This window comes from Vibrio sp. 10N (assembly GCF_036245475.1).
GTDB lineage: Bacteria > Pseudomonadota > Gammaproteobacteria > Enterobacterales > Vibrionaceae > Vibrio.
In genome coordinates this window covers 207,604-233,579 of sequence record NZ_BTPM01000001.1, presented here as the reverse complement: position 1 = coordinate 233,579, position 25,976 = coordinate 207,604, and the positions used below count along the sequence as shown (strand labels likewise).

Here is a 25,976-nt window from a genome sequence, read left to right as displayed (position 1 = left end):
CTATAGCCATGATGAGGGAAAATGGAGCGCTCTGGTATGCCTGATAAATTCAATATGTCGTCACCCCCTTTCGATCGACTCAGTGACAGCCAACAAACCGAGCTTCGCTCCGCACTTGATGTCGCCTATTATCGAGACAAAGACGCCATCATCAAAGCGGGAGGCAGCGCGGATCACCTATATGTCATCATTAAAGGTTCGGTCGAAGAGCGCGATAGCGAGCAGCAGGAAGTCTACGCTCACTACACCTATGACGATATGTTCGATGTCAGGGCGCTGCTTAGCGACACCATTAAACACGACTACATCGCTCTAGAAGACACCCTGGTTTACCTGCTTCCTAAAGAAGTCTTTCTGTCGCTTTATCACAGCAACGGTCAGTTTGCAGCCTACTTTGATACTAGCCTAGCCACGCGCCAACAGTTGATTGAAGAAGCGCAAAAACAGCAGAATTTGGGCGAATTTATCCTCACGAAAGTCGATGAAGGCATCTATCATCCACCATTGATCCTGCCCGCAGACATGCCAATAGCAACAGTGACCGAAACCTTATTAAGCCAAGGTGTGGATGCCGCGCTGATTGAACTGGCCAGCGATGATCCCCGAGTTAACCAACATGATACGCCCTACGGCATTGTCACTCGTACCAATATGCTGCATGCCGTGGTGCTCGACAAACTCAGCAGCGAGAGCGCCATCGGCCATATTGCTACTTATCCTGTACACCAAGTAGAAAAGCATGAGTTTTTGTTTAATGCCATGGTGACCATGACACGACAAAGAGTGAAACGTCTGATGGTGTGTGAAGGCAACCGAGCCGTTGGCATGCTCGACATGACACAAATCCTCAGTGCGTTCTCCACCCACTCTCATGTCTTGTCGCTCAGTATTGCACGAGCCAACAGTGTCGAAGAGTTGGCTATGGCGTCCAACCGCCAGCAGCAGTTGGTCGATAGTCTCGTGACGAATGGCATTCGCACTCGATTTATGATGGAGCTCGTCTCTGCTGTGAATGAGCAGATCATTGAGCGCGCCTTTGAACTTGTGGTCCCCCCGGCAATGCACAATCACTGCTGCTTAGTGGTCATGGGTTCGGAAGGGCGCGGGGAGCAAATCCTTAAGACCGATCAAGACAATGCACTCATCATCGAGCCCGGGTTGGAATGGCCGAATCAACAGAAGGTGCTTGATGAACTCAACCACACCCTTGCTCGTCTTGGCTACCCTCTGTGCCCCGGTAAAGTCATGGTCAGCAACCCACATTGGGTACGCAGCACTGATGCGTGGCAGCGACGTATAGACGAGCTGGTCGCCAGTGCCAATAGCGACAGCGTAATGGAGGTTGCCATTCTTGCTGACGCCAGAGCGGTTGCCGGTAACGAGTCACTACTGACGCCAGTAAAGCAGCACCTACAGCAGAAAATGGAAGGGCAAGAGCTGATTTTAACTGAGTTTACTCGCCCTGCACTCAACTTTGCCGTTCCACTCACTTTATTCGGCAACGTCAAAAGCTCCAAGCAAGGTGTGGATCTCAAACAAGGCGGAATATTCCCCATTGTGCACGGCGTGAGAGCATTGAGTATGGAATACGCTATCGATGCAACGAACACCTTCGACCGCATCGACCAGCTAGTGGCGAAACGCGTATTGGAGCAGGCCACTGCAGAAAACTTATCCGAAGCACTCAAGCATCTGTTCAAACTCCGTCTTCAGCAGCAGCTTTCACATCATGACATGAGCAATGCCATACAGTTGGACGCACTGGAACGCCCAGAGCGCGATCTCCTTCGGCACGGCTTGCACGTGGTGAAAAAGTTTAAGCAGTGGTTGGGCTACCACTATCAAATTCGCCACTAAGTGTGTGAGGTGCAGCGATGAATATTGTCACCAGAACCTATTGGCGCTACCAAACCAAGGGAACCGAGTACCATGGCTTATTTACTAAGCCTGCACCGAATGAGTTCGTCTCTCTGGATTGTGAAACCACCAGTCTCGATCCGAATGTGGCCGATATTGTCACGATTGCAGCGACAAAGATCATCGACAACCGCATCATCACCAGTGCGCCGTTTGAAGTGCGTCTCTCGGCCCCCAAAACGCTCGATGAAGACTCAATCAAAATTCACCATATTCGCCATGATGATCTCAAACATGGCATCAGTGAAAAACAGGCCATCAAAGCGCTGATTCAATTTATTGGTAACCGGCCTCTTGTCGGTTACCACATTCGCTATGACAAAAAGATCCTCGACCGTGCATGCAAAAAGCACTTGGGTTTCCCGCTGCCTAACTCACTCGTTGAGGTCAGTCAGATCTACAACGACCAACTGCTCAAACTATTGCCAAATGGCTACTTTGACTTGAGTCTAGAGGCCATCTGTCGCCACTTACAGATCCCCAATTACCACAAGCACGACGCCCTAGAAGATGCCAAAGCCGCAGCCATGGTGTACCTCAAACTTACGCGTGGCACACTGCCCCCTTTTCGACCTCAGAACTAAAAACACCTGAACTGCGACCAAGATCTCATTGCAACTCAGATCTAACTCATTAATTTGGTTCGATTTTTATTCATTACGCCTAAAGTCTAATTGCTCATTGCGACGAACTAGCCGAGAGTTAATACATCATCTAGTTCAGCCCTAGCCCGCTAAGCTCAATTCAAAGGAGAGAAGCAATGAGTGAAGTTCATGTCTATCCGGTAAAAGAAAACATTAAAACCAACACCCACGCGGATAACGACACTTATCTATCCATGTATCAACAGTCCGTCTCGGACCCAGAAGGATTCTGGGGCGAACACGGTAAAATCGTTGATTGGATTAAGCCATTCACTAAGGTCAAGCAAACTTCTTTTGATACTGGCCACGTCGACATTCGCTGGTTTGAAGATGGTACCTTAAACGTCTCTGCCAACTGTATTGACCGCCACCTAGCGGAACGTGGCGACGATGTAGCGATCATTTGGGAAGGCGACGACCCAGCTGACGACAAAACACTGACCTTTAACGAACTGCACAAAGAAGTGTGTAAGTTCTCTAACGCGCTTAAGGCTCAAGGCGTCAACAAAGGCGATGTGGTTTGTCTATATATGCCGATGGTCCCAGAAGCAGCCGTGGCAATGCTCGCTTGTACTCGTATTGGTGCGGTACATACTGTGGTATTTGGCGGCTTCTCTCCAGAAGCACTGTCTGGTCGTATTATCGATTCAGACGCTAAGGTCGTCATCACTGCAGATGAAGGCGTCCGTGGTGGTCGTGCTGTCCCACTGAAAAAGAACGTGGATGAAGCACTAACCAACCCAGAAGTGAAAACCATCTCTAAAGTCATGGTACTCAAGCGTACGGGTGGTGATGTTGCTTGGCACGAACACCGTGATGTGTGGTGGCATGAAGCGACAGCCAATGCCTCAGAAGTCTGTCCTCCAGAAGAGATGAACGCTGAAGATCCACTATTCATCCTTTATACCTCTGGTTCAACAGGTAAACCAAAAGGGGTGATGCATACCACTGGTGGTTACCTCGTTTATGCGACCATGACCTTCAAATACGTGTTTGATTACCAACCAGGTGAAACATTCTGGTGTACCGCGGACGTGGGTTGGATCACTGGGCATACTTATCTTATCTATGGACCGCTAGCCAATGGTGCTAAAACCATCTTGTTTGAAGGCGTGCCAAACTACCCTAATACCAGCCGTATGAGCGAAGTGGTCGATAAGCACCAAGTAAATATCCTATATACGGCACCGACCGCTATCCGTGCCTTGATGGCAAAAGGTGACGAAGCCATCAAAGGAACCTCACGCGACAGCCTACGCATCATGGGTTCAGTTGGCGAACCCATCAACCCAGAAGCTTGGGAGTGGTATTACAAAACTATCGGTAACGAGCAATCTCCAATCGTCGACACCTGGTGGCAGACAGAGACAGGCGGTATCTTGATTACGCCACTTCCGGGCGCCACAGCACTCAAGCCAGGTTCGGCAACTCGCCCATTCTTCGGCGTACAACCTGCTCTTGTCGATAACATGGGTAATATTGTTGATGGCGCGACCGAAGGTAACCTCGTTATCCTCGATTCTTGGCCTGGACAAATGCGCACCGTTTATGGTGACCATGAGCGCTTTGAGCAAACCTACTTCTCTACCTTTAAAGGTATGTACTTTACTGGTGACGGCGCACGCCGCGATGAAGATGGTTACTACTGGATCACTGGCCGCGTCGATGATGTACTGAATGTCTCCGGTCACCGCATGGGTACCGCTGAGATCGAATCCGCTTTGGTTGCATTCGATAAGATTGCAGAAGCCGCTATCGTCGGCATCCCGCACGACATTAAAGGCCAAGCTATCTATGCCTACATCACCCTCAACGACGGTGAGTTCCCATCGGCAGAGCTGCATAAAGAAGTCAAAGATTGGGTTCGCAAAGAGATTGGCCCTATCGCCACCCCTGACGTACTACACTGGACTGATGCACTACCGAAGACACGCTCCGGTAAAATCATGCGCCGTATTCTGCGTAAAATCGCTACGGGGGACACCAGCAACCTCGGTGATACTTCGACACTCGCTGATCCAAGTGTGGTTGACAAGTTGATTGCTGAAAAAGCGGAACTTGCCTAGTAGGTGTTTGACAACTCGATAACAAGCCGCCCTCGATTGGGCGGCTTTTTTGTATCAGTTTTTTTCAGCAGCCTGTCAAAATGTGCTCTGTGCTGCAAATTTTCTGCCAGACTACAGGAGATTAGACCAGTAAATTGCTGCTAAATGTTGTGAATTAGCTATAATCTTGGTCAATTTTTAAAAATACGAGCCAAATGAGCTTCTCAGCCGCTCCTATTTTTATGTAAACTTGGGATAAACCCCGTTTATTTCACGTTAACCGAAGATGGCGACAATATGACAGCAAAGTCTCGAATTCTAGTTTTAAATGGCCCAAATCTTAACCTTTTAGGTGTAAGAGAGCCGGGACATTACGGCAGTGAAACACTCTCACAAATTGTTGATAACTTAGAAAAGCAAGCGGCGAACGCCGATATTGAGCTGTCCCACCTTCAGTCGAACCGTGAATATGAACTGATTGAGGCCATACACGCGGCATTTGGGAATACCGACTTTATCATCATTAACCCGGCGGCGTTTACTCATACCAGTGTGGCACTGCGTGATGCTCTACTGGGTGTCTCAATCCCGTTTATCGAAGTGCACTTATCAAACGTTCATGCCAGAGAAGCCTTCCGTCATCATTCCTATCTGTCCGATGTGGCACAAGGGGTGATTTGCGGATTAGGTCCACAAGGCTATGAATTTGCGCTTTCAGCGGCCATTAAGGCGCTAAAAGCATACTAACCAAATACTCTACGGCTTAATGCAAAGCCGTCTTACTCACAAGACGAAGAGAAAGAAACATGGATATTCGTAAAATTAAGAAGCTAATTGAACTGGTTGAAGAATCTGGCATCGCTGAGCTAGAAATTTCTGAAGGTGAAGAGTCAGTACGCATCAGCCGCAGCGGCCCAGCTGCAGCACCAGCACCGGTTCAATACGCAGCAGCGCCTGCTCCAGTAGCCGCGCCAGCAGCTCCAGCGGCGGCTCCAGTTGCAGCTGAAGAAGCAGCACCTGCGGTACCAGCGGGTCACCAAGTTCTTTCTCCAATGGTGGGTAGCTTCTACCGTGCGCCAAGCCCAGACGCAAAACCATTTGTTGAAGTTGGTCAATCTGTTAGCGCTGGCGACACTATCTGTATCGTTGAAGCGATGAAGATGATGAACCAGATTGAAGCAGACAAATCAGGCGTTATCACTGCAATCCTAGTTGAAGATGGTCAAGCTGTAGAATTCGATCAACCGCTAGTTATCATCGAATAAGCGGGGCTTTGACTATGTTAGATAAAGTCGTTATCGCAAACCGAGGTGAAATTGCACTTCGTATTTTGCGCGCTTGTAAAGAGCTAGGTATCAAGACGGTGGCTGTTCACTCAACAGCGGACCGCGACCTTAAGCACGTACTGCTTGCTGATGAAGCCATCTGTATTGGTCCAGCTCGTGGTATCGATAGCTACCTAAACATCCCACGTATCATTTCAGCTGCCGAAGTTACTGGCGCTGTGGCGATCCACCCGGGTTACGGTTTCCTATCTGAGAACGCAGACTTTGCTGAGCAAGTGGAGCGTTCTGGATTCATCTTCATCGGTCCAAAAGCGGACACCATTCGCATGATGGGCGACAAAGTATCGGCTATCACTGCAATGAAGAAAGCGGGCGTACCTTGTGTACCTGGCTCTGACGGTCCATTGGACGACGATGAAGCCAAGAACAAAGCGCACGCGAAGCGCATTGGCTACCCAGTTATCATCAAGGCCTCTGGTGGCGGCGGTGGTCGTGGTATGCGTGTGGTTCGCAGTGAAGCCGAGTTGGTCGAATCCATTGCCATGACTCGCGCAGAAGCGAAAGCAGCCTTCAACAACGACATCGTTTACATGGAGAAATTCCTAGAAAACCCTCGTCACGTTGAAGTTCAGGTTATCGCAGACGGTCAAGGCGGCGCTATCCACCTTGGTGAGCGTGACTGTTCAATGCAGCGTCGTCACCAAAAGGTTGTCGAGGAAGCACCAGCACCGGGCATCACTGAAGAGATGCGTAAGTACATTGGTGAGCGCTGTACTCGTGCATGTATCGAGATAGGTTACCGCGGTGCAGGTACATTCGAATTCCTATACGAAAACGGTGAGTTCTACTTCATTGAAATGAACACCCGTATTCAGGTAGAGCACCCAGTAACAGAGATGGTGACTGGCGTTGACCTAATCAAAGAGCAGCTACGCGTTGCAGCAGGTCAACCACTGTCGTTCACTCAGGATGACATCAAACTGCGTGGTCATGCGATTGAATGTCGTATTAACGCGGAAGATCCTGAGCGCTTCCTACCATGTCCAGGTACCATCACGCGCTTCCACGCGCCAGGCGGTATGGGCGTTCGTTGGGAATCGCACATCTACACAGGCTACACAGTACCACCACACTACGATTCAATGATCGGTAAGCTGATCACCTTCGGTGAGAACCGTGATGTAGCGATTGCTCGTATGAAGAATGCTCTAGGTGAGATGTTTATTGAAGGCATCAAGACCAACATTCCTCTACAAGAATCAATCATGAATGATGAGAACTTCCAACACGGCGGTGCTAACATTCATTACCTAGAGAAGAAGCTTGGCATGAGCTAATTGCTTCCCTCTTGATAAAAACCCGCCACGGCGGGTTTTTTTATGCCGAGTGTCAGTGAATCTGCTACACTCTGCGCAAAATTCACCTTGCTAGGACCCAACTTATGCCTTGGATTCAAATTAAACTCAACGCGACCAATGAAAATGCAGAGCAAATCGGCGATATGCTGATGGAAGAAACAGGCGCATTGTCTGTCACCTTCCTCGATGCGCATGATACGCCTGTATTTGAGCCGCTGCCTGGTGAGACGCGTTTGTGGGGCGATACTGATATCGTTGCACTATACGACGCCGAAGCAGACACTCAGTGGGTAGTTGAGACAATTAAAGGCAGCAATATGCTACCGGAAGGCTTTGCTCACAAAGTCGAGCAGCTAGAAGATAAGGATTGGGAACGTGAGTGGATGGAAAACTTCCACCCAATGAAATTTGGTGAGCGCCTATGGATCTGCCCAAGCTGGCGTGATGTTCCAGAGCCAGATGCGGTGAATGTCATGCTTGACCCTGGTCTTGCATTCGGTACCGGAACACACCCAACCACGGCTCTATGTCTTGAGTGGCTAGAATCATTAGACCTTGCTGGTAAGACAGTTATCGACTTTGGTTGTGGTTCAGGGATCCTAGCGATTGCGGCGATCAAACTTGGCGCAGCGAAAGTGATCGGGATCGACATTGATCCTCAAGCGCTTATTGCGTCAAAAGACAACGCGCAGCGTAATGGCGTTGCCGAGCAACTAGAACTTTTCCTACCTCAAGATCAACCGGAAGGTCTTATCGCTGATGTCGTCGTAGCTAACATCCTTGCTGGTCCACTTCGTGACCTTTCTGGCATCATCAAAGGTCTAGTTAAACCTGGTGGTGAACTCGCCATGTCCGGCGTTTTGGATACCCAAGCTGAGGATGTCGCTAACTACTATCGCGATGAGATGAGCATCGACCCTATCGTTGAGCTTAACGAGTGGTGTCGCATCTCGGGCAAAAAGTAACCATTCTCGTTTAAATCGCGGTGTTTTAGGAGCCTAAAACACCGCGATTTTTGCTCAAAAAAGAATAGTTTTAGCACTAAGCACCTGAAAATCAGGCATTTTGCAGAAACAAATTGTAAATGCTCAAATATTAGTCTTTTCACGCACCGAAAAAATGCGTAAAATGCGCGCCCTTGCTTGTGTAAACCTGTGGCGATGTTTTGAAAATCGGACAATACCAACTTAAGAACAACCTCATTGTTGCACCCATGGCGGGTGTTACCGATAGACCGTTTCGTGAGTTGTGCCTTCGTTATGGTGCGGGTATGGCCGTCAGTGAAATGATGTCGTCGAACCCAAAACTATGGAAAACAGCCAAGTCACAGCAGCGCATGGTGCACGAGGGCGAATCCGGTATTCGTTCCGTGCAAATAGCAGGTGCTGATCCGCAACTTATGGCGGAAGCAGCACAGTTCAGTGTTGAAAACGGTGCACAAATCATCGACATCAACATGGGCTGCCCTGCTAAAAAAGTGAATAAAAAACTGGCGGGTTCTGCTCTGCTTAAGTACCCAGATATCATCGAAGATATTCTGCGTACCGTCGTCGATGCAGTCGATGTCCCTGTGACATTAAAAACCCGTACAGGTTGGGATACAGACAATAAAAACTGTGTCCAAATTGCAAAACTAGCCGAAGACTGCGGCATACAGGCGCTCGCCCTTCATGGTCGAACTCGTACCTGCATGTACAAAGGCGAGGCAGAATACGACAGCATCAAAGCGGTAAAAGAAGCTGTCTCTATACCGGTTATCGCTAACGGTGATATCGATAGCCCAGAGAAAGCGAAATATGTGCTGGATTACACCGGTGCAGACGCTTTGATGATTGGACGTCCGGCCCAAGGACGGCCTTGGATTTTCGAGGAAATCCAACACTATTTGGAAAACGGCACACTGATGCCTGAGCGCCCGATTTCGGATGTGCAGGGTATCTTGCTTGGTCATGTTCAAGCGCTTCACCAATTCTATGGTGAGTTTTTAGGTCCACGCATCGCGCGTAAGCATGTGGGCTGGTATCTAAAGGAACATGAACAGGCGGGTGAGTTCCGCCGTACCTTCAACGCGATTGAGGCTGCAAATGAACAGCTCGACGCATTGCAAGGTTATTTTGACAACGTTGCATCATAATTACGAGAAGAGCTAAACCGATTATGTTCGAACAAAATTTGACTTCAGAACCATTGACAGTTACTACAGTAACATCTTCAGACCAAATCACACAGAAGCCACTACGTGACTCTGTTAAAGCGTCTTTAAAGAACTACCTTGCTCAATTAAATGGTCAAGACGTCACTGAATTGTATGAACTAGTTCTAGCGGAAGTTGAACAGCCGCTACTAGACACCATCATGCAGTACACTCGCGGTAACCAAACTCGCGCAGCAACTATGATGGGTATCAACCGCGGTACTCTTCGTAAGAAGCTTAAAAAATACGGCATGAACTAATTAGTTCGTAAACCGAATAGCAAGCCGCCTCCAATAGCTTAGAGGCGGCTTTCTTTTTTTAGTAGGGAGTCTTTCAAAAAAACTGGCTATGCAGTAGCCGTCGCAATCTGAGCAACACAAACTCGGCAGCTCGTTTCTTTACTCGCATAATCAGTTGTGACTTGAAGTAAAGTTGGTCTAGAGTCAATTTTCGTCTCGCACCATCTTTTCCAAAATTTTTCTGTATCATTACCCTGAAGCCCAAGGCAACCTTTTGTGCCAGGCAAATTACCATCGGGATGTATACCAAAACCAAATCTCGAAGTCGCAAAATTAGGAGTCAATGGTATAAACCACCCTCTACCGTTAAGAGGGTTCACAAAGCCAGAAAGCATATTCTCCTTGGTACCAACAGCAACCTGTCTTACTCTGATGGTAAACTCACCGTCAGGGATAGCACCTTTACCATAACCACCCGTTACTACTCGATACCGTTCTCCTTCCCAGTACAGAAAGCCTATCTCACGACTTCCTTTTGCTCTAGCCGTCTTAACAAAACTCAAAGTCGACATCACCATAACCTCCCTTTTACTTCTCAACACGTTGGAGCAACTCTTTAGGGAGATTCAAAGACTCCCCAAGACGCTGCACCCTCTTTTGCTGTCTAATGTTCATATCTTTTAAAGTGGTAGAGACAAGCTCCAATGAAGCACCATCGAAGCGATTGATATGTATGAGCAGAGCCGCCAATGCCAAATCATCGAAATACGCCAACTCGGCCAAATACTCCAGAAATGGATGATAAGGTAGAACCCAAGCCGTATCATTCTGAGTGATTTCTTCAATGTTAGCTGAAGCAATTTCTATAAAGCTCTGAACATGAATCGGGGCTTGCGTTCGCTTCGCTAACACATATAAGTAAGCCAACTTACTAGATCTACCCTCAACAAAGACAAAAGAACGTTCTATACGCTTCTCTTGCTGTGCGCTCAATGCAAAGTTCGACAAAGCAATAGCCGCATTTTTTTGTTCGATAGACTCGGCTTCTATTAGTTGGTTAACGAGCCAGTCAGTGGTCCGCCGAGGAGACTCTAGCTGAGCTGCTGACAAGCTTGGCAATACCAAAAAAGCAAAACATAGTGAAGTTAAGTATTTCATAAACTCGATTGCCCCTAAACTTATGGAGTACAAAAATTACCCAACCATCTATCTCATGACAAACAGCAACTCGATAAATGTATTAGCGCTCGCATTCAGCAAACCGTTTCTAAACATAATTTCTTCTAAGCTGTTGACCTCAACTTAACTTGAGGATTTATCGTTAACGTCATCTACCGTTTTATATCAAACCACAAACAAGGAGACGTTATGAAAAGCTATGTAGAACATGCCAACATTACTGTCATTGATGCTGAGCACAGCGTTGGATTGCTTCTGGCAGCCCTACCCGACTGGTCAATTCGAGGTAAAGGTCAAAGCGATGATTGGTTTGGCAAACCCATGCGCTGGTATCATGTAGGAAGCGAAGAAACCTACATCACGATTCAAGATGGCGGCGAAGGTGAAGCCGGGACTTGGCAGCAGCCTTGGGTTGGGGTCAAACACATCGGCATTGTAGTCGACAATTTAGCAGAGACCATTAAACGACTGGAGAACGCCGGTTACCCGCTGGATCATATGGGCGGCGAGCATCCTCATCGCCAGAGCGCGTATTTTCAAGACAAACATCATGTCCAGTTTGAGTTTGTCGAATACCACTCTGAGCTCACCAGTGAGCGTAATGATTACCAACTTTAACTCCCGTCGTGAATAAAGGTGGGCGGTAGCCCATCTTTGTGATCAGTCTAAAAATTAGACGATGGTGGAATAGAGCCAGCACAGAACATGGCATAGGGTATGGGTATAACTACAATGAGCATGCCCAAAATACCATAGGCCATGCACTCTCTTTGAGGAAAAGGAGTTCTTGCTATGACGACCTCGCTTCTGCGCCGCACTTCGATACAACACCGACTGTTTTTACTCATCGGCCTTGTCTCGGCTGCCCTATTCATTCCCCTTATCTTGGCTCTACTCGATTACCAGCAGTCATTGATGACCAGTAAACAGAACAAAACTCAGCACTTAGTACAAACGGCCTATAGCTTAGTTGAGCACTACCACCAGCAGCACCAAGCGGGCAAGATAACACTAGAACAAGCCAAATCCGCCGCCGCTAGCGCGGTGCAAGACCTGCGCTACGATGCGAATGACTACTTCTGGATCAACAACCTAGCACCAGCGATGGTAATGCACCCTATGAAACCGGCACTCAATGGCCAAGATCTTAGCCAAATTGCCGATCCCACTGGAAAGAAACTGTTTGTTGAAATGGTCACCGTCGCGAAACAGCAGCAATCCGGTTTGGTTCACTACATGTGGCCAAAGCCAGGCTCTGATGCTCCCGTCGAGAAAGTCTCTTACATTAAATTGTTTAAGCCTTGGGGCTGGGTCATTGGTTCGGGGGTCTACGTCGATGATGTCAACGCGCTGACATGGCAAGCTATCCAAAAAGTACTGTTCAGCGTCGCAGTGGCGTTGGGCATCATGCTCATCGTCGCCTTCTTGATTGGCCGCAGTATTGTGAAACCTTGCCGCGATACACTTGATGCACTCAACGACATTGCCAGTGGTGATGGCGATTTATCTCAAACTCTACCAGAAGGAGGGAATGATGAGTTGAGCCACATAGCCAAAGCGTTCAATCGTTTCACGCTTAAGCTAGACAACATCATTCGTGACATCAAGCCAGTGACCAATGACATCACCAAAGCCGCTATCGAACTCAACAGCGTAGCTCAACAAGGAGCGACACAGTCGATGCAACAACAGCAAGCCGTCGATACCGTTGCTTCAGCAATGAATGAGCTCCACGCTAGTAACCAAGAGGTCGCTAATTCAGCTCAACAAGCAGCGCAAGCCGCTCAAGAAGCAAATGAACAAGGTCAGCATGGTGGCGAAGTGATTGAACTTGCCACCTCACATATGCAGTCTCTATCTCAGCAGTTAACGGAAACTGAGCAGAATATCCAAATGCTAGCAACAGAGACACAAGAGGTCGGCTCCGTGCTGGAAGTGATTCGCGGTGTCGCAGAACAAACCAACCTTCTGGCACTCAACGCCGCCATTGAGGCAGCTCGAGCTGGAGAGCAAGGACGTGGATTTGCGGTGGTGGCTGATGAAGTGCGAACGCTCGCCACTCGTACCCAAAGTAGCACCGATGAAATAGAGCAGATCATTCAAAAGCTGCAAAGCCAAGCCGCCGAAGTCAGTCGTTCCATGACACTCACGCAACAGCAGTCCGCGGCCACTATAGAGCACACCGAAGGCGCAAGACAAGCACTGCAACAAATCGATCAGCGCGTCAGCGCCATCGTCTCGCTCAACGAGCTCATTGCCGCAGCAAGCTCACAACAAACCTTAGCCACGAATGAGATCAGTCAGAATCTCACCCAAATTGCCGACCATGGCAGTCAGTCCGCCAACGAAGCAAAAAGATTGGCCGAAGCCAGTGAGCAACTTATGGAAAATGGCAACACGTTAAGTGTCGGTATCAATGCATTCAAAGTGCAGTAATCAGTGGTTCTAGTGCAGACATAAGGGAGGCGATGCCTCCCTTACTTCTCTTCTGATGCCTCTAAAGCCGCTAAGATAGAGCAATGGCTAGCGTCATGCCCGTGACCACAACAGGCATCATTGATTTTTTTTAGCGCAGAGCGAATTCTGGTGAGTTCAGCGATTTTATCGTCAATCAGTTCAAGCTTACTCGTGGTAATGGCCTTTACTTCCGCACAACTGTGTTCGGTCGCCTCAAGCTTGATGCCGAGTAACTCTTTAATCTCATCTAGGCTCAAACCAACCTCTTTGGCCTTAAGAATAAAGCGAACCTGCCTTTGGCTCTCCTCGTTGTAAAGACGGTACCCTGCCTCACTGCGCCCAACCGGGGCAATCAACTGGTTCTTTTCATAAAAACGCAACGTATCTGACGTCACCTTGCAGCGTTTTGCTAACTCACCGATTTGAAACATAACCGTTTAAATTAACCTCTTTGTTACAAAAGTGTTCTTTAATAGGCTTTTTTGCACTTTTTTTGCCTATGCCAAACGATTGCGCGAGCTTTTTTGTAATAGATTGGTTAGAATACGCGCCATCGCCACCCCGGTGGTAAAAATCCAAGGGTATTTGCCCAACAGACGACTGGGTCGCCTCAATCATGAAAGACCTCGTCCTGTTTGGCAACTATCTTTAAATCCGCAGGCCAAACCAATCGTTTGCCCTGTACACAGCAACACAATCTGTGACTTTGAGGAAACAGAAGCATGAGTAACGCTCGTCCAATTCGCCGCGCTTTAATCAGCGTATCTGACAAAACTGGTATCGTTGAATTCGCACAAGCACTAGCACAACGCGGTGTTGATATCCTTTCTACTGGTGGTACTGCTCGCCTTCTTGCTGAGCAAGGCATCGCAGTAACTGAAGTATCTGACTACACTGGCTTCCCAGAGATGATGGATGGTCGTGTTAAGACGCTACACCCGAAAGTACACGGTGGTGTGCTAGGTCGTCGCGGTCAAGATGACGACGTGATGGCAACTCACGGCATCAACCCAATCGATATGGTTGTGGTTAACCTATACCCATTTGCTGCAACCGTAGCAAAAGAAGGCTGTACGCTAGAAGACGCAGTGGAAAACATCGATATCGGTGGTCCAACTATGGTTCGCTCTGCAGCGAAAAACCACAAAGACGTGACTATCGTTGTTAATGCACACGACTACGACCGCGTTATTGCAGAAATGGACGCAAACGACAAATCTCTGACTCTAGAGACACGTTTCGACCTAGCTATTGCAGCGTTTGAGCACACGGCATCTTACGACGGCATGATCGCTAACTACTTCGGCACTATGGTTCCATCTTACGGTGAGAACAAAGAGGGTGACGAGGAGTCTAAATTCCCACGCACGTTTAACCAGCAATTCGTGAAGAAGCAAGACATGCGCTACGGTGAGAACAGCCACCAAGACGCGGCATTTTACGTAGAAGCAAACCCAGAAGAAGCGTCGGTATCTACTGCTCGCCAAATTCAAGGTAAAGCGCTGTCTTACAACAACATCGCCGACACTGACGCAGCACTTGAGTGTGTGAAAGAGTTTGATGAACCAGCTTGCGTTATCGTTAAGCACGCTAACCCATGTGGTGTTGCGCTAGGTAAAGATATTCTTGAAGCGTATGACCGCGCATACAAAACGGACCCAACGTCAGCGTTTGGCGGCATCATCGCGTTCAACCAAGAACTAGATGCAGAAACCGCGAAAGCGATTGTTGAGCGTCAGTTTGTTGAAGTGATTATCGCACCTTCTGTTTCAGCTGAAGCAGTAGAAGTGGTTGCCGCTAAGAAAAACGTTCGCCTACTAGAGTGTGGTGAGTGGACAACTAAGACAACTGGTTTTGACGTTAAGCGCGTTAACGGTGGTCTTCTGGTTCAAGACCGCGACCAAGGCATGGTATCGCTAGATGATCTTAAAGTGGTTTCTAAACGTCAGCCTACCGAAGAAGAGCTGAAAGACGCCCTATTCTGCTGGAAAGTGGCTAAGTATGTTAAGTCTAACGCGATCGTTTACTCGAAAGGCGACATGACTATTGGTGTGGGCGCTGGCCAAATGAGCCGCGTGTACTCTGCAAAAATTGCGGGCATCAAAGCGGCTGACGAAGGTCTGCAGGTTGAAGGCTGCGTAATGGCATCAGATGCGTTCTTCCCTTTCCGTGATGGCATTGACGCGGCAGCAGAAGCTGGCATCAAGTGCGTTATCCAACCAGGTGGCTCTATGCGTGATGACGAAGTTATCGCAGCCGCTGACGAGCATGGCATGGCGATGATCTTTACAGGCATGCGCCACTTCCGTCACTAATTACTCGTCGCATTTGGTGCTGTAGCCGCATTAGTGCTGCAACACCAACTGCTTAGAGTAATCCAAACTTTAGAAAGGATTAATTATGAATATTCTAGTAATCGGTGCTGGTGGTCGTGAGCACGCTCTGGGTTGGAAAGTGGCTCAGAATCAAAATGTTGAAACGGTTTTCGTTGCACCAGGCAACGCAGGTACTGCGCTTGAGCCTAAGCTAGAAAATGTAGCGATTGACGTTGAAGACATTCAAGGTCTGGTGGCGTTTGCAAAAGAGAAAAACATCGAGCTAACGATTGTGGGTCCTGAAGCACCACTTGTGATTGGTGTAGTGGATGCATTCCAAGAAGCCGGTCTAGCGATCTTTGGCCCAACTCAAGCTGCTGCTCAGCTAGAAGGCTCAAAAGCATTCACTAAAGACTTCCTAGCTCGTCACGCTATCCCAACTGGCGCTTACGCGAACTTCACTGAAATCGAGCCTGCTCTGGCTTACGTTCGTGAGCAAGGCGCTCCGATCGTAGTTAAAGCTGACGGTCTTGCGGCTGGTAAAGGTGTGATCGTTGCTATGACACTAGAAGAAGCAGAAGACGCCATCAAAGACATGCTGGCTGGCAACGCATTTGGCGACGCGGGTAGCCGTGTGGTTATCGAAGAGTTCCTAGACGGCGAAGAAGCAAGCTTCATCGTGATGGTTGATGGCGAAAACGTTTTGCCAATGGCAACCAGCCAAGACCACAAACGTGTTGGTGATAAGGACACAGGTCCTAACACTGGCGGCATGGGCGCTTACTCTCCGGCTCCAGTTGTGACGCAAGAAATCCACAACCGCATCATGGAAGAAGTTATCTACCCAACGGTTCGCGGCATGGCTTCAGAAGGTAACCCATACACAGGCTTCCTATATGCAGGTCTGATGATCGACAAAGATGGCACGCCTAAAGTTATCGAATACAACTGCCGTTTCGGTGACCCAGAAACACAACCTATCATGATGCGCATGCAATCAGATATGGTTGAGCTTTGCCAAGCTGCCATCGACAAGAAGCTAGACCAAGTTGAATCTAAGTGGGATCCACGTGCTTCTATCGGTATCGTTCTAGCAGCAGGTGGCTACCCAGCGTCTTACAACAAGGGGGATGTTATCTCTGGCCTACCAACAACAGAAGTGGAAGGCGAGAAGGTATTCCACGCTGGTACAGCTGACAAAGACGGCAATGTTGTAACGAACGGCGGTCGCGTACTATGTGCAACGGCACTAGGCAACACAGTCTCTGAAGCTCAAGCGCGCGCTTATGAGCTGACTAAGAAGATCAGCTGGGACGGCATGTTCCACCGCAATGACATCGGTTACCGTGCGATTGCTCGCGAGCAAAAGTAATTAAGCTAAGCTCTAAAATGACGAAGGGTGCCGATTGGCACCCTTTTTTTTGTTCTACTGTCTGAGAAATGGACTCTAGATAAGCTCAGGTCTCGGAATACAATCTTTGGCACCATCGGCCAGCATCAGTAGCTGCTCTACCCTAGCGCCGGTGAGTCTTGTGCTGCCCAAGAACGCCACATAGCTTTCCACCTCAGCTAAACGGGTAACCACAAAGCTTGGCAAGCTCTGCTCAAACTTAATGTTATCGAATGCAATTCCGCTGCACGTTTCCAGTGTTTCGCCGTCCCAATGACCTTGAATAAGCTCCAGGCCATCACTGTCCTGCTCTTTTACCCTTTCGACGAGTAACGAGGCTTCGCGTTGGTAGTTTTCAAGCTGGGCCTTTTTCACCGGTAGTACTTTGCCATTGCGACGATACTGCTGATAAATGGCCTCGCCGTCTTTGTTAAAGCGAACATGGATACGATACGTCACCGAGCCGGTTTCTGCATCGTTTTGTACCCCTTCACGAACAAACTCTCTGAGCGTGTCACCATTCCAACGATAATTCGATTGATACCAACCGTAATCATTCATATTGACATAATCAGCGGCGCTGTAGGGACGAGTGAGTTTTTCGGTATACCAATAAAAACTGGTTGCATCACCCAGTGTCTGACCACCGGTATAGTCTGAAAATTGATTAATACTCGGGGAAGGAGAAGACGAGCAGCCAACTAAGGCAGCTGCGAGAAGCGAAACCAACAGTATTTTTTTCATAGTTGCTAGGCACCTCTATTGAACGCGCGATAGACGAATGACACCGAGTTACACAGTTATGACAGCAAATGGCGCATCGCGTTCAGTTAAATGAAGCTTAAAGTGCGGAGACAGATAGGTAATCGCGCTGATTCAAAACACGCTTAACAATCGATCCAGAGGAAGAATCAATAAGATGGAGAGAACAGCACCGATGAAACCATCGGTGCTGTAAAAATTATTTCACTGCGTCTTTCAGTGCTTTACCAGCTACGAATGCTGGAACGTTAGCAGCAGCGATTTGGATCTCTTCACCAGTCTTTGGATTACGACCAGTGCGAGCTGCACGGTGGTTTACTTTGAACGTACCAAAACCAATTAGTTGAACTTGGTCACCTTCAGTTAGCGCTTCAGACACGCCTGAAAGCGTCGCTTCTAGCGCTGCTTTAGCTTGTGCTTTAGATAGGTCAGCTTTTTCAGCGATAAAATCGATTAATTGGGTCTTGTTCATTAGGTTTCCCTTCTTCATGTTATCGAGTTAAAGCCCACTCTAAATCATAAAGCCCCCATCTGGCAAAGGTTTGTAGCGCTTCTTTATCGCTTATGACGTAGATTTAACCGTTTTATGAGCAATAACTCACAATTTGTTACCCAAAGATTGAGTTTGAAACCTTGTAATTTATTGCATAAAGTCCCATAAATGCACTGCGACTCAACTGATAAGCCTGATAAATCGGTCTGTCGCTACTGTTTATAAGCACTCACCAACAATGCACAGGCTCATTTTTGCAGCAAAGTTAGGTTGATGTGTGCACTTACCTAGGAAATGAATGTTTCTCTTAACGGTTTATATTACTGTCGCTATTGGTGTCTCTTTTATCTGTTCGGTATTAGAGGCGGTACTTTTAAGTATTACCCCAAGCTATCTTGCTCAGCTAAGACAAAAGGGTCACCCTGCGGCAGAGAAGCTAACCAAGCTTAAAGCCGAGCTAGATAGACCCCTGGCGTCTATTTTGACCCTAAACACCATCGCTCACACTATTGGTGCAGCGAGCGCGGGTGCGCAAGCTGCCAAAGTATTTGGTAGCCAATGGCTAGGCGTTTTCTCAGCAGTACTGACGCTGGGTATTCTGGTGTTGTCTGAAATCGTACCGAAAACCATTGGTGCGACCTACTGGCGTCAACTCGCTCCAGTTTCAGCCACTATCCTACGCTGGATGGTGTGGGCACTGACTCCATTTGTGTGGTTCTCAGAGCAAATCACTAAACGCCTAGCGCGCGGCCATGAAACGCCGAAAATGCGTGATGAGCTATCAGCAATGGCGATGCTAGCTAAAGAAAGTGGCGAATTCGCGGAAGGCGAATCGAACATCTTGAATAACATTTTGAACATTCAAGACATCCCAGTGACGCAAGTGATGACACCTCGCCCGGTGGTATTCCGCGTACCGGCTGAGATGACCATCAATGAGTTTTTGACTGAGCATAAAGAGACGCCGTTCTCACGCCCATTGGTGTACAGCCAGCAGAAGGACAACATTCTCGGCTTTGTTCACCGTTTGGAGCTGTTTAAGCTTCAACAACAAGGCAGCGGTGAGAAACAACTAGGATCGGTGATGCGTCCAATCCAGGTGTTGTTTAACACCATCATGTTACCAAAAGCGTTTGAGCAGATGATGGCAGCACGCCTACAAATCGCGATGATTGTCGACGAGTACGGCACCATCCAAGGCATCATCACTCTGGAAGACATCTTCGAGCACTTGTTAGGGCAAGAGATTGTCGATGAGGCGGATAAAACCACCGACATGCAAGAGCTGGCTTATCAGCGCTGGGAAAACTGGAAAGAGAAGCACAGCATCGTTGATAACTCAGACGATGATGACGAAGAAGCGCCAGTTGAAAAGTCTGAACTTCAGACCCAAACACCGCAAGACGTTGAAGAGACGAAAGGCGAATCCAACTCTCAGGATAAGAGAGAGTCTTAGGCGCTTTATCTCAGCAAGCACTCACAATAAAAAATGGCCGCGAAGTTCGCGGCCATTTTTTATATTCAGCTGTCTGTCGTTAGTGACTGCCTATCTCGTTACCTAGTAGGAAGTTCTCATCACTACTGACCACAACACCATACTTAAGGAAGTTCTTACCCAGAATCATGCTGTAGTGGAAGCGAGAGCGGTCTTGCAGGTTCACACGTACTGTTTTCTCAACCTCGCCAAGCTTCACGCGCATGTTGACTACGGGGCGAACATTCGCCTCTTCTCCCGCCTTAGCACGAATGCGCATCACATCCACCACTTCACGGGTAAACTCTTGTTTCATGCCCATGTCATTGCTGTAGGTGAAGGTCACCATTTTCTTGCCGTCTTTTTCAAACTGCTTGATGTTGGTCGCGTTCATCGAGCTTACGTCGGCACCCGTGTCTAGTTTGACAGGGAAAGAGAGCCCTTCCACCGTGGCATTTTCAATATGACCTGCCGTAAACACAGGGTAGGCATCGAGTAGGTTCTCACTGCGGGTGTTCACCAGTACGCCCGCCTTGGTGGCTTTCTTACCGATGATAAAGTATGGCTTATCCCCTTCATCGCTATCGAGGGCTTCAAGCGCAAACTCCACCGTCACGGTGCGATCACCAACGATGAACTCACCATCGACCACCGGCCTTACCGTATCGCCCACTTTGATGCGGCGTAAAATGGTTTTGCGGATCTTCTCTTCATTGCCTAAGTCACTCGACAAGTAGTACTCCACTTTGTCGCGCCCCTTAGCTTCAATGATTTCAAAACTGCTGACTTTGAGCAGCGGCGTGTTCACCGCAAACGACGGTTCGGCATCAAGCTGAACACCATCGAGGATCAAGCTTTCCGTTGGTGAGACCACCAGCGGCTTGTCTTTCATACGAGCTGAAAAACTTTGTTTTTTCTTATCCAGCTTGCCTTTCACACCAGTATCGACAATAAAATTCTTATTCAGTGTATTCAATCCAAGGCGCAACTGAGTGCTCTTTTTAGAACGATCCTTAAGGTACACCTCAATGATACCTTCGAAGTCCTTACCACCTTTAAATGGCACAAAAATCATTGGGTAATCATTACCAGACACGGAGAGCATTTTCACTAGCGGATAGGTCACACGTTTTTGTGCGCCTTCCTTGCCGACCAAATCGAAACTCACTGAATTGGCTTTTTTGTCCACTTCAATATTTTGCGCATTGAGAATGCTGTAGTTGTTCGACAAAGAGATACTTACGTCTACCGGCACATCTGCCACCGAGCCGGATTCACGGCGACCAATCACTTGTGCATCTTTCTGCTCTTGAAGGTAATCATACCCCGCCATCACCCATGCGTTATTGGCAAGAAAGGTTTTGCCAATCAGTATCGGTGCGCTAAAGCTGCTACGATCGGTCAGGTTGACTTCGGTGTCGACAGTTTTGCCCGCAATAGTCATTGGCAGAGTGACAACCGGACGGTAGATAGGCGTAGAGCTGGTACGGCTTCGAATGACGCTGGTACGCGTCAATGGGCGCTGCATTTCAATCTTTTCGCCAGTGTAAGGGTGGCGCAGAGTGAAGCTCACTACGCCTTGAAAGTTACGCTCGTCGTTATCGAACTCTTTTAGCCACCAATCACTCGCTGAGCCGCCGTACTCATCGACGATGGTTTGCATCAGATTCTCGTCACTGAGGCCTTGGTATTTAGGGTTGTTACTGATGACTTTGATGTCTTCAGCGTGCATGGATGTGGTATCGGCCCCGGTGTCGATTTTGCCGACAAATGGAATGCCTTCGAGCGCTTCAATATCTTGGTAGTAAACACTTTCAACGCGCCCTAGAACAATTTTATCTTCAATAGAAAGAACAGGTGCTTGTGTAGTAGAGAGATCTGGTGCAGCCATAGCCCACCCGCTTGTCATTGTGGCAAGAATTAACGCCAACTTAGTTGCTGTAGTTTTCATTTTAATACATCCATTCATCGACTGGCTCTAAATACGCATGAGTTCCTAAGACAACGGTCGACTCACTTTGTTTACCGACTCCTTTAAACTTTACAGAAAATCAACGGAATATCCACGCGATTATCAATAAATTAGCAATTCCTCGCTTGGTTTCTCCTTTCCCAAAGCAGAATTGTATGTTGGAAACATGCCGCAGAAACATAGCTCAGATACATAGCGCAGAAAAATGACCAAGGAATTGCAAATCACTGCTGATGCCCTTATATCCTATGGATATCTAGGAGTGCCCGCGCACTCCCCACACAACAAAAAAGAGAATACACGGATGAGCCAAGCTATCTGTCAACTGATTGCTAAAGAGCTGAACGTCAGTCACAAGCAAGTTGAAGCCGCCGTTACCCTTATTGATGACGGTAACACAGTTCCATTTATCGCTCGCTATCGAAAAGAAGTCACAGGGGGGCTGGATGATACTCAACTGCGCACCCTAGACTCGCGATTAAGCTACCTGCGTGAATTGGACGACCGACGTCAGACGATTCTGAAATCGATTGACGATCAGGGCAAGCTTACAGCAGAGCTGCGCTGTGAGATTGAGAATGCGGACAACAAAACTCGTCTTGAAGATCTGTACCTACCTTATAAACCTAAACGTCGCACCAAAGGTCAAATTGCTATTGAGGCCGGCCTTGAGCCTCTAGCCGACTTGCTGTGGACGGATCCAAGCAATGAACCGGAAAGTGCTGCGTCGAGTTACATCGACAGTGAAAAAGGCATTGCCGACAGCAAAGCTGCTCTGGATGGCGCGCGTGCCATCATTATGGAGCGCATCGCAGAAGATGCCGATCTACTCGAAAAAGTGCGTCAGTACCTAAATCGCCATGCGGAACTGCGCTCACGCGTCGTGACTGGCAAAGAGCAAGAAGGTGAAAAGTTCAAAGACTACTTTGAACACGATGAGGCGTTGAGCAAAGTGCCTTCTCACCGCGCACTGGCGATGCTTCGCGGCCGCAATGAAGGCTTCTTACAGCTATCGGTTAACGCCGACCCGGCTAATGAAGAAAACGCTCGTGAGTCTTACTGCGAAACCCTGATTGCTGAGCACTATGGGATTCATCTTAGCCAAGCATCTGCAGATGCTTGGCGCAAACAAGTGATCAGTTGGGCATGGCGAATTAAGGTCTCCATGCACATGGAAACGGAATTGATGGGTGCACTCAAAGAGCGCTCTGAAGTCGACGCGATTACGGTATTTGCCACCAATTTGAAAGATCTGTTGATGGCCGCGCCCGCCGGTCCAAAAGCCACGCTTGGCCTCGACCCAGGTCTACGCACCGGTTGTAAAGTCGCGGTTGTCGATGCGACGGGTAAAGTGCTTGCGACCGACACCATTTATCCGCATGCTCCGCAAAAACAGTACGACAAAGCCACCCATGTGGTGGATAAGTTGGTTCGCCAATTTAACGTTGATTTGATTGCCATCGGTAACGGCACCGCATCACGCGAGACGGATAGCTTTGCGGCCGATGTCATCAAACGCGGCAACTTGAAAGTGCAGAAGATCATCGTCAGTGAAGCAGGCGCATCTGTGTACTCAGCATCTGAGCTAGCAGCAAAAGAGTTCCCAAATATGGACGTATCGCTGCGCGGTGCGGTTTCTATTGCAAGACGTTTGCAAGACCCACTGGCAGAGCTGGTGAAGATCGACCCTAAATCCATCGGTGTGGGTCAGTATCAGCACGATGTCAGCCAGACCATGCTGGCGAAGCGTTTGGATGCAGTGGTAGAAGACTGTGTAAACGCGGTCGGCGTTGACGTAAACACCGCTTCTGCTGCGCTACTCACCCGTGTCGCGGGTTTATCTTCTACGCTGGCACAAAACATTGTCGACTACCGTGATGAAAACGGTCGCTTTGAAGCTCGTACCACACTTAAAAAAGTGGCGCGTCTTGGCCCTAAAGCGTTTGAGCAATGTGCTGGCTTCCTGCGCATCATGGACGGTAAAAACCCACTCGATGCATCCGCCGTGCACCCAGAAGCGTACCCTGTGGTCAAAACTATTGCGGAAAAAACCGGTCGCGCAATGAAATCTATCATCGGTGACAGCAGCTTCCTTCGCACCGTCAATGCGGTTGATTACACGGACGAGACCTTTGGTCTACCAACGGTCACCGACATCATCCGAGAGCTAGATAAACCAGGTCGAGATCCTCGCCCAGAGTTTAAAACTGCGACCTTTGCTGAAGGCGTCAACACCATCAACGATTTGGAACCAGGTATGGTTCTTGAAGGTGTAGTGTCTAATGTGGCTAACTTCGGTGCGTTCGTCGATATCGGTGTTCACCAAGATGGCTTAGTACACATCTCTGCGCTGACCGATAAGTTTGTTGCTGATCCACGTGAAGTGGTGAAAGCGGGCGACATCGTAAAAGTGAAAGTCATGGAAGTGGATGCCGGTCGTAAACGTATTGGTTTATCAATGCGCCTCAATGATGAACCTGGCGCAGATAACCGTCCTGCTCGCACAAGCAAACCTGCTCGAGATAATCAGCGTGGCGGTCAACGCCAACGCTCTAATCGCCAAGAAGCGGGCAACAGTGCGATGGGCGGCGCCTTCGCGGCTGCTTTCGCGAAAGCGAAAAAATAGTCTTCCCCAAAAACAAAAAGAGCACTTTGAGTGCTCTTTTTGCTTTCCAATAGTAAGCGTTATCCAACCGCAATAATGTCCGAGGGCGTATTCGGCGCCACCGAGTGTCCATAGTGATAGCGAATCACCGTGCGTCGCTTGGCCATTTTCCCTGCCATCAACGCCTCTTGAAGCACTTTAGCCGGCAGACGAAAACGCATCGCATAACCCTTACCTTGCGACTGGCTGTAGCTGTTCAGTGACAACAAATAAAACAGGCGCTCAATCGGGTCTTCACGTTCAGGGGACACTTCTTCCGCATCATAGTCTGGATGCTCAGCAGGATCCCATGCCGAACGTTTACGGCGTTTTTCTTCCTCATTAATTCGGCGCTCAGCGTTGGTTCGTGCCAATTCAACGGTAGGCACTATCGGTTCACGCACTTTGTTGTCACGCGCTGCCTGCTCGGTCTGGGGATTGACCGATGGCGCAATAACTGGGGCACTGACACTGTTGGGCGACACTATCATAGGTCACGCTCCTCTGCTGTGAGTGATGTTCGCCAAACCTCAACAACTAACCTAGACCGACGAGCAATCTATCTACTAGATTATCGGAAAAACAGTGCCAACCTTTACCTTTTTGTGCAAAAAAACCGCAAAAATTAGCGACCTAACTCACGAACCCGCGCGATAAACTCAGCCGTTTCAGTAATAAAGGGAGCGTGGGAAGAAGCGGTAAACACATGACTTTGATGAGCGTCCATCTCTTTATCTAATAAACTGGCGACGCGCACCGGCACCAAACCATCTAAGCGCCCATACCAGCGATGTACAGGCATAGTAAGCGCAGCAAGCTCACTGCGATAGTCGAGCTTATCTAACCAGTTCAAACCTAACATCAATGCATTAGGGCAAGGCATAGGTCTAGAAAGTACCGCTTGTTTGAGCTGCTTAATATCTTGGCGTGCACTTGGACTACCCATGGCTTGCAGCGCCATAAAGCGTTCAATCGTCACCGTAAAATTATCACTTAGCTGCGCCATAAACGCCGCGAGTACATCTTGTTTAATCCCACGCCACCCCTCTCCTTGGGAAAATTTTGGTGAGCTCGCCAGAGTCACTAATTGGCTCACTCGCGCTGGATATTCATGGGCAATGTGCGTTGCAATCAAGCCCCCTAAAGACCAACCAAGCCAAATAGCGTGCTCTGGAGCTTCTGCTAGTAAAGCATCCACCAGCTCAGCCAGAGAATCATAGCCAATCTGGTGACTGTAGCCATAGCCCGGCAAGTCAACCGTGTGCACAGTAAAGTGCTCAGCCAGTTCACTAACGCACGCAGACCATACTGCGCCGTTCATGCCCCAACCGTGCACTAGCACCAAATCAGGTCCTTGCCCTTCCACCTGCCAATGTACTTTTGCCGAACTGCTCACACGCTCTCCTACTGATTTGGTTCTTTTTCCAATTCGAATTGCCCCATGCTAATAGGATTCCTTGATACGTCAACTCAGACCAATGCGATTTTTATCCCGGCTACCAAAACAATGTCATGTCTGCGGCTTTACGATTGTCCGCTCCCTTGGCCACAACCTTTGGTGTGAGCACTGCCAGCCATTATTTAACTTTGAGCGCCATCGATGCGTG

At 48.6% G+C, this 25,976-nt stretch carries 23 protein-coding genes; 15 read left to right on the top strand and 8 right to left on the bottom strand.

All coding sequences use genetic code 11. The features are described from left to right. The first annotated feature begins 36 nt into the window (after positions 1 to 36). The 9 genes from AAA946_RS01105 to fis all read left to right on the top strand — a co-directional run bounded on the left by AAA946_RS01105 (position 37) and on the right by fis (position 9,704). Positions 37 to 1,857 carry a DUF294 nucleotidyltransferase-like domain-containing protein gene (locus tag AAA946_RS01105; RefSeq protein WP_338163309.1) on the top strand — a complete coding sequence of 607 codons (1,821 nt, stop codon included), beginning with the start codon at positions 37 to 39 and terminating at the stop codon, positions 1,855 to 1,857. Between the two features lie 17 nt (positions 1,858 to 1,874). Next, on the top strand, positions 1,875 to 2,501 hold the full coding sequence (locus AAA946_RS01100) for a 3'-5' exonuclease (protein ID WP_338163308.1): 627 nt from the start codon (positions 1,875 to 1,877) through the stop codon (positions 2,499 to 2,501). A gap of 176 nt (positions 2,502 to 2,677) precedes the next feature. Further along, positions 2,678 to 4,627 carry an acetate--CoA ligase gene (gene acs, locus AAA946_RS01095; RefSeq protein ID WP_338163307.1) on the top strand — a complete coding sequence of 650 codons (1,950 nt, stop codon included), beginning with the start codon at positions 2,678 to 2,680 and terminating at the stop codon, positions 4,625 to 4,627. Positions 4,628 to 4,903: 276 nt separating this feature from the next. Then, positions 4,904 to 5,353 (top strand): type II 3-dehydroquinate dehydratase, encoded by a 450-nt coding sequence (gene aroQ / locus AAA946_RS01090; RefSeq protein WP_338163306.1) that lies wholly within the window; start codon positions 4,904 to 4,906, stop codon positions 5,351 to 5,353. A gap of 59 nt (positions 5,354 to 5,412) precedes the next feature. Continuing rightward, entirely contained in the window at positions 5,413 to 5,871 is a 459-nt protein-coding gene (accB, locus tag AAA946_RS01085) for an acetyl-CoA carboxylase biotin carboxyl carrier protein (protein ID WP_338163305.1), read from the top strand. A gap of 14 nt (positions 5,872 to 5,885) precedes the next feature. After that, a complete protein-coding gene (gene accC / locus AAA946_RS01080; protein ID WP_338163304.1) occupies positions 5,886 to 7,229 on the top strand; it encodes an acetyl-CoA carboxylase biotin carboxylase subunit in 1,344 nt (447 codons plus the stop codon). A gap of 104 nt (positions 7,230 to 7,333) precedes the next feature. After that, entirely contained in the window at positions 7,334 to 8,215 is an 882-nt protein-coding gene (gene prmA / locus AAA946_RS01075; protein ID WP_338163303.1) for a 50S ribosomal protein L11 methyltransferase, read from the top strand. A 200-nt stretch (positions 8,216 to 8,415) separates the two neighbouring features. After that, complete coding sequence (gene dusB / locus AAA946_RS01070) at positions 8,416 to 9,384, top strand: tRNA dihydrouridine synthase DusB (protein ID WP_338163302.1); 969 nt, start codon at positions 8,416 to 8,418, stop codon at positions 9,382 to 9,384. Positions 9,385 to 9,407: 23 nt separating this feature from the next. Next, positions 9,408 to 9,704 (top strand): DNA-binding transcriptional regulator Fis, encoded by a 297-nt coding sequence (gene fis / locus AAA946_RS01065; protein ID WP_042478607.1) that lies wholly within the window; start codon positions 9,408 to 9,410, stop codon positions 9,702 to 9,704. 86 nt (positions 9,705 to 9,790) lie between these two features. On the opposite strand, the gene AAA946_RS01060 is transcribed toward fis, so the two are convergent. After that, positions 9,791 to 10,255, bottom strand: coding sequence for a hypothetical protein (locus tag AAA946_RS01060; RefSeq protein ID WP_338163301.1), 465 nt, complete (start codon positions 10,253 to 10,255; stop codon positions 9,791 to 9,793). Between the two features lie 16 nt (positions 10,256 to 10,271). After that, complete coding sequence (locus AAA946_RS01055) at positions 10,272 to 10,841, bottom strand: hypothetical protein (protein ID WP_338163300.1); 570 nt, start codon at positions 10,839 to 10,841, stop codon at positions 10,272 to 10,274. A gap of 210 nt (positions 10,842 to 11,051) precedes the next feature. On the opposite strand from AAA946_RS01055, the gene AAA946_RS01050 reads away from it, so the two are divergent. After that, positions 11,052 to 11,480 carry a VOC family protein gene (locus AAA946_RS01050; RefSeq protein WP_338163299.1) on the top strand — a complete coding sequence of 143 codons (429 nt, stop codon included), beginning with the start codon at positions 11,052 to 11,054 and terminating at the stop codon, positions 11,478 to 11,480. 174 nt (positions 11,481 to 11,654) lie between these two features. Continuing rightward, positions 11,655 to 13,298: a methyl-accepting chemotaxis protein gene (locus AAA946_RS01045; protein WP_338163298.1), complete on the top strand. Its 1,644-nt coding sequence runs from the start codon at positions 11,655 to 11,657 to the stop codon at positions 13,296 to 13,298. Positions 13,299 to 13,339: 41 nt separating this feature from the next. On the opposite strand, the gene zntR is transcribed toward AAA946_RS01045, so the two are convergent. Then, positions 13,340 to 13,750, bottom strand: a complete 411-nt coding sequence (gene zntR, locus AAA946_RS01040; RefSeq protein ID WP_338163297.1) for a Zn(2+)-responsive transcriptional regulator — start codon at positions 13,748 to 13,750, stop codon at positions 13,340 to 13,342. 291 nt (positions 13,751 to 14,041) lie between these two features. On the opposite strand from zntR, the gene purH reads away from it, so the two are divergent. Continuing rightward, positions 14,042 to 15,634, top strand: coding sequence for a bifunctional phosphoribosylaminoimidazolecarboxamide formyltransferase/IMP cyclohydrolase (gene purH / locus AAA946_RS01035; protein ID WP_338163296.1), 1,593 nt, complete (start codon positions 14,042 to 14,044; stop codon positions 15,632 to 15,634). An 85-nt stretch (positions 15,635 to 15,719) separates the two neighbouring features. Further along, the gene (gene purD / locus AAA946_RS01030; RefSeq protein ID WP_338163295.1) at positions 15,720 to 17,006 is read left to right on the top strand and encodes a phosphoribosylamine--glycine ligase; all 1,287 of its coding nucleotides are present in this window, start codon (positions 15,720 to 15,722) and stop codon (positions 17,004 to 17,006) included. 75 nt (positions 17,007 to 17,081) lie between these two features. Here purD and AAA946_RS01025 read toward each other — a convergent pair whose 3' ends face one another. Then, on the bottom strand, positions 17,082 to 17,768 hold the full coding sequence (locus AAA946_RS01025) for a DUF1481 domain-containing protein (protein WP_338163294.1): 687 nt from the start codon (positions 17,766 to 17,768) through the stop codon (positions 17,082 to 17,084). A 217-nt stretch (positions 17,769 to 17,985) separates the two neighbouring features. Beyond that, on the bottom strand, positions 17,986 to 18,258 hold the full coding sequence (gene hupA, locus AAA946_RS01020; protein ID WP_006073404.1) for a nucleoid-associated protein HU-alpha: 273 nt from the start codon (positions 18,256 to 18,258) through the stop codon (positions 17,986 to 17,988). Positions 18,259 to 18,577: 319 nt separating this feature from the next. Here hupA and AAA946_RS01015 point away from each other — a divergent pair, with 319 nt between their 5' ends. After that, a complete protein-coding gene (locus AAA946_RS01015) occupies positions 18,578 to 19,735 on the top strand; it encodes a hemolysin family protein (RefSeq protein ID WP_338163293.1) in 1,158 nt (385 codons plus the stop codon). A 79-nt stretch (positions 19,736 to 19,814) separates the two neighbouring features. On the opposite strand, the gene AAA946_RS01010 is transcribed toward AAA946_RS01015, so the two are convergent. Next, the gene (locus AAA946_RS01010; RefSeq protein WP_338163292.1) at positions 19,815 to 21,704 is read right to left on the bottom strand and encodes a putative ATP-dependent zinc protease; all 1,890 of its coding nucleotides are present in this window, start codon (positions 21,702 to 21,704) and stop codon (positions 19,815 to 19,817) included. A 325-nt stretch (positions 21,705 to 22,029) separates the two neighbouring features. Here AAA946_RS01010 and AAA946_RS01005 point away from each other — a divergent pair, with 325 nt between their 5' ends. Next, positions 22,030 to 24,351 carry a Tex family protein gene (locus tag AAA946_RS01005; RefSeq protein ID WP_338163291.1) on the top strand — a complete coding sequence of 774 codons (2,322 nt, stop codon included), beginning with the start codon at positions 22,030 to 22,032 and terminating at the stop codon, positions 24,349 to 24,351. A 59-nt stretch (positions 24,352 to 24,410) separates the two neighbouring features. Here AAA946_RS01005 and AAA946_RS01000 read toward each other — a convergent pair whose 3' ends face one another. After that, positions 24,411 to 24,860 carry an ATP-dependent Lon protease gene (locus tag AAA946_RS01000; RefSeq protein ID WP_338163290.1) on the bottom strand — a complete coding sequence of 150 codons (450 nt, stop codon included), beginning with the start codon at positions 24,858 to 24,860 and terminating at the stop codon, positions 24,411 to 24,413. A 134-nt stretch (positions 24,861 to 24,994) separates the two neighbouring features. Continuing rightward, complete coding sequence (gene bioH / locus AAA946_RS00995; protein WP_338163289.1) at positions 24,995 to 25,765, bottom strand: pimeloyl-ACP methyl ester esterase BioH; 771 nt, start codon at positions 25,763 to 25,765, stop codon at positions 24,995 to 24,997. Positions 25,766 to 25,976: the final 211 nt, after the last annotated feature.

Coding starts and splice junctions, on each gene's coding strand:
- AAA946_RS01105 (WP_338163309.1), top strand. CDS start 37: ATGCCTGATAAATTCAATATGTCGTCACCCCCTTTCGATCGACTCAGT.
- AAA946_RS01100 (WP_338163308.1), top strand. CDS start 1,875: ATGAATATTGTCACCAGAACCTATTGGCGCTACCAAACCAAGGGAACC.
- acs (WP_338163307.1), top strand. CDS start 2,678: ATGAGTGAAGTTCATGTCTATCCGGTAAAAGAAAACATTAAAACCAAC.
- aroQ (WP_338163306.1), top strand. CDS start 4,904: ATGACAGCAAAGTCTCGAATTCTAGTTTTAAATGGCCCAAATCTTAAC.
- accB (WP_338163305.1), top strand. CDS start 5,413: ATGGATATTCGTAAAATTAAGAAGCTAATTGAACTGGTTGAAGAATCT.
- accC (WP_338163304.1), top strand. CDS start 5,886: ATGTTAGATAAAGTCGTTATCGCAAACCGAGGTGAAATTGCACTTCGT.
- prmA (WP_338163303.1), top strand. CDS start 7,334: ATGCCTTGGATTCAAATTAAACTCAACGCGACCAATGAAAATGCAGAG.
- fis (WP_042478607.1), top strand. CDS start 9,408: ATGTTCGAACAAAATTTGACTTCAGAACCATTGACAGTTACTACAGTA.
- AAA946_RS01060 (WP_338163301.1), bottom strand. CDS start 10,255: ATGTCGACTTTGAGTTTTGTTAAGACGGCTAGAGCAAAAGGAAGTCGT.
- AAA946_RS01055 (WP_338163300.1), bottom strand. CDS start 10,841: ATGAAATACTTAACTTCACTATGTTTTGCTTTTTTGGTATTGCCAAGC.
- AAA946_RS01050 (WP_338163299.1), top strand. CDS start 11,052: ATGAAAAGCTATGTAGAACATGCCAACATTACTGTCATTGATGCTGAG.
- AAA946_RS01045 (WP_338163298.1), top strand. CDS start 11,655: ATGACGACCTCGCTTCTGCGCCGCACTTCGATACAACACCGACTGTTT.
- zntR (WP_338163297.1), bottom strand. CDS start 13,750: ATGTTTCAAATCGGTGAGTTAGCAAAACGCTGCAAGGTGACGTCAGAT.
- purH (WP_338163296.1), top strand. CDS start 14,042: ATGAGTAACGCTCGTCCAATTCGCCGCGCTTTAATCAGCGTATCTGAC.
- purD (WP_338163295.1), top strand. CDS start 15,720: ATGAATATTCTAGTAATCGGTGCTGGTGGTCGTGAGCACGCTCTGGGT.
- AAA946_RS01025 (WP_338163294.1), bottom strand. CDS start 17,768: ATGAAAAAAATACTGTTGGTTTCGCTTCTCGCAGCTGCCTTAGTTGGC.
- hupA (WP_006073404.1), bottom strand. CDS start 18,258: ATGAACAAGACCCAATTAATCGATTTTATCGCTGAAAAAGCTGACCTA.
- AAA946_RS01015 (WP_338163293.1), top strand. CDS start 18,578: ATGTTTCTCTTAACGGTTTATATTACTGTCGCTATTGGTGTCTCTTTT.
- AAA946_RS01010 (WP_338163292.1), bottom strand. CDS start 21,704: ATGAAAACTACAGCAACTAAGTTGGCGTTAATTCTTGCCACAATGACA.
- AAA946_RS01005 (WP_338163291.1), top strand. CDS start 22,030: ATGAGCCAAGCTATCTGTCAACTGATTGCTAAAGAGCTGAACGTCAGT.
- AAA946_RS01000 (WP_338163290.1), bottom strand. CDS start 24,860: ATGATAGTGTCGCCCAACAGTGTCAGTGCCCCAGTTATTGCGCCATCG.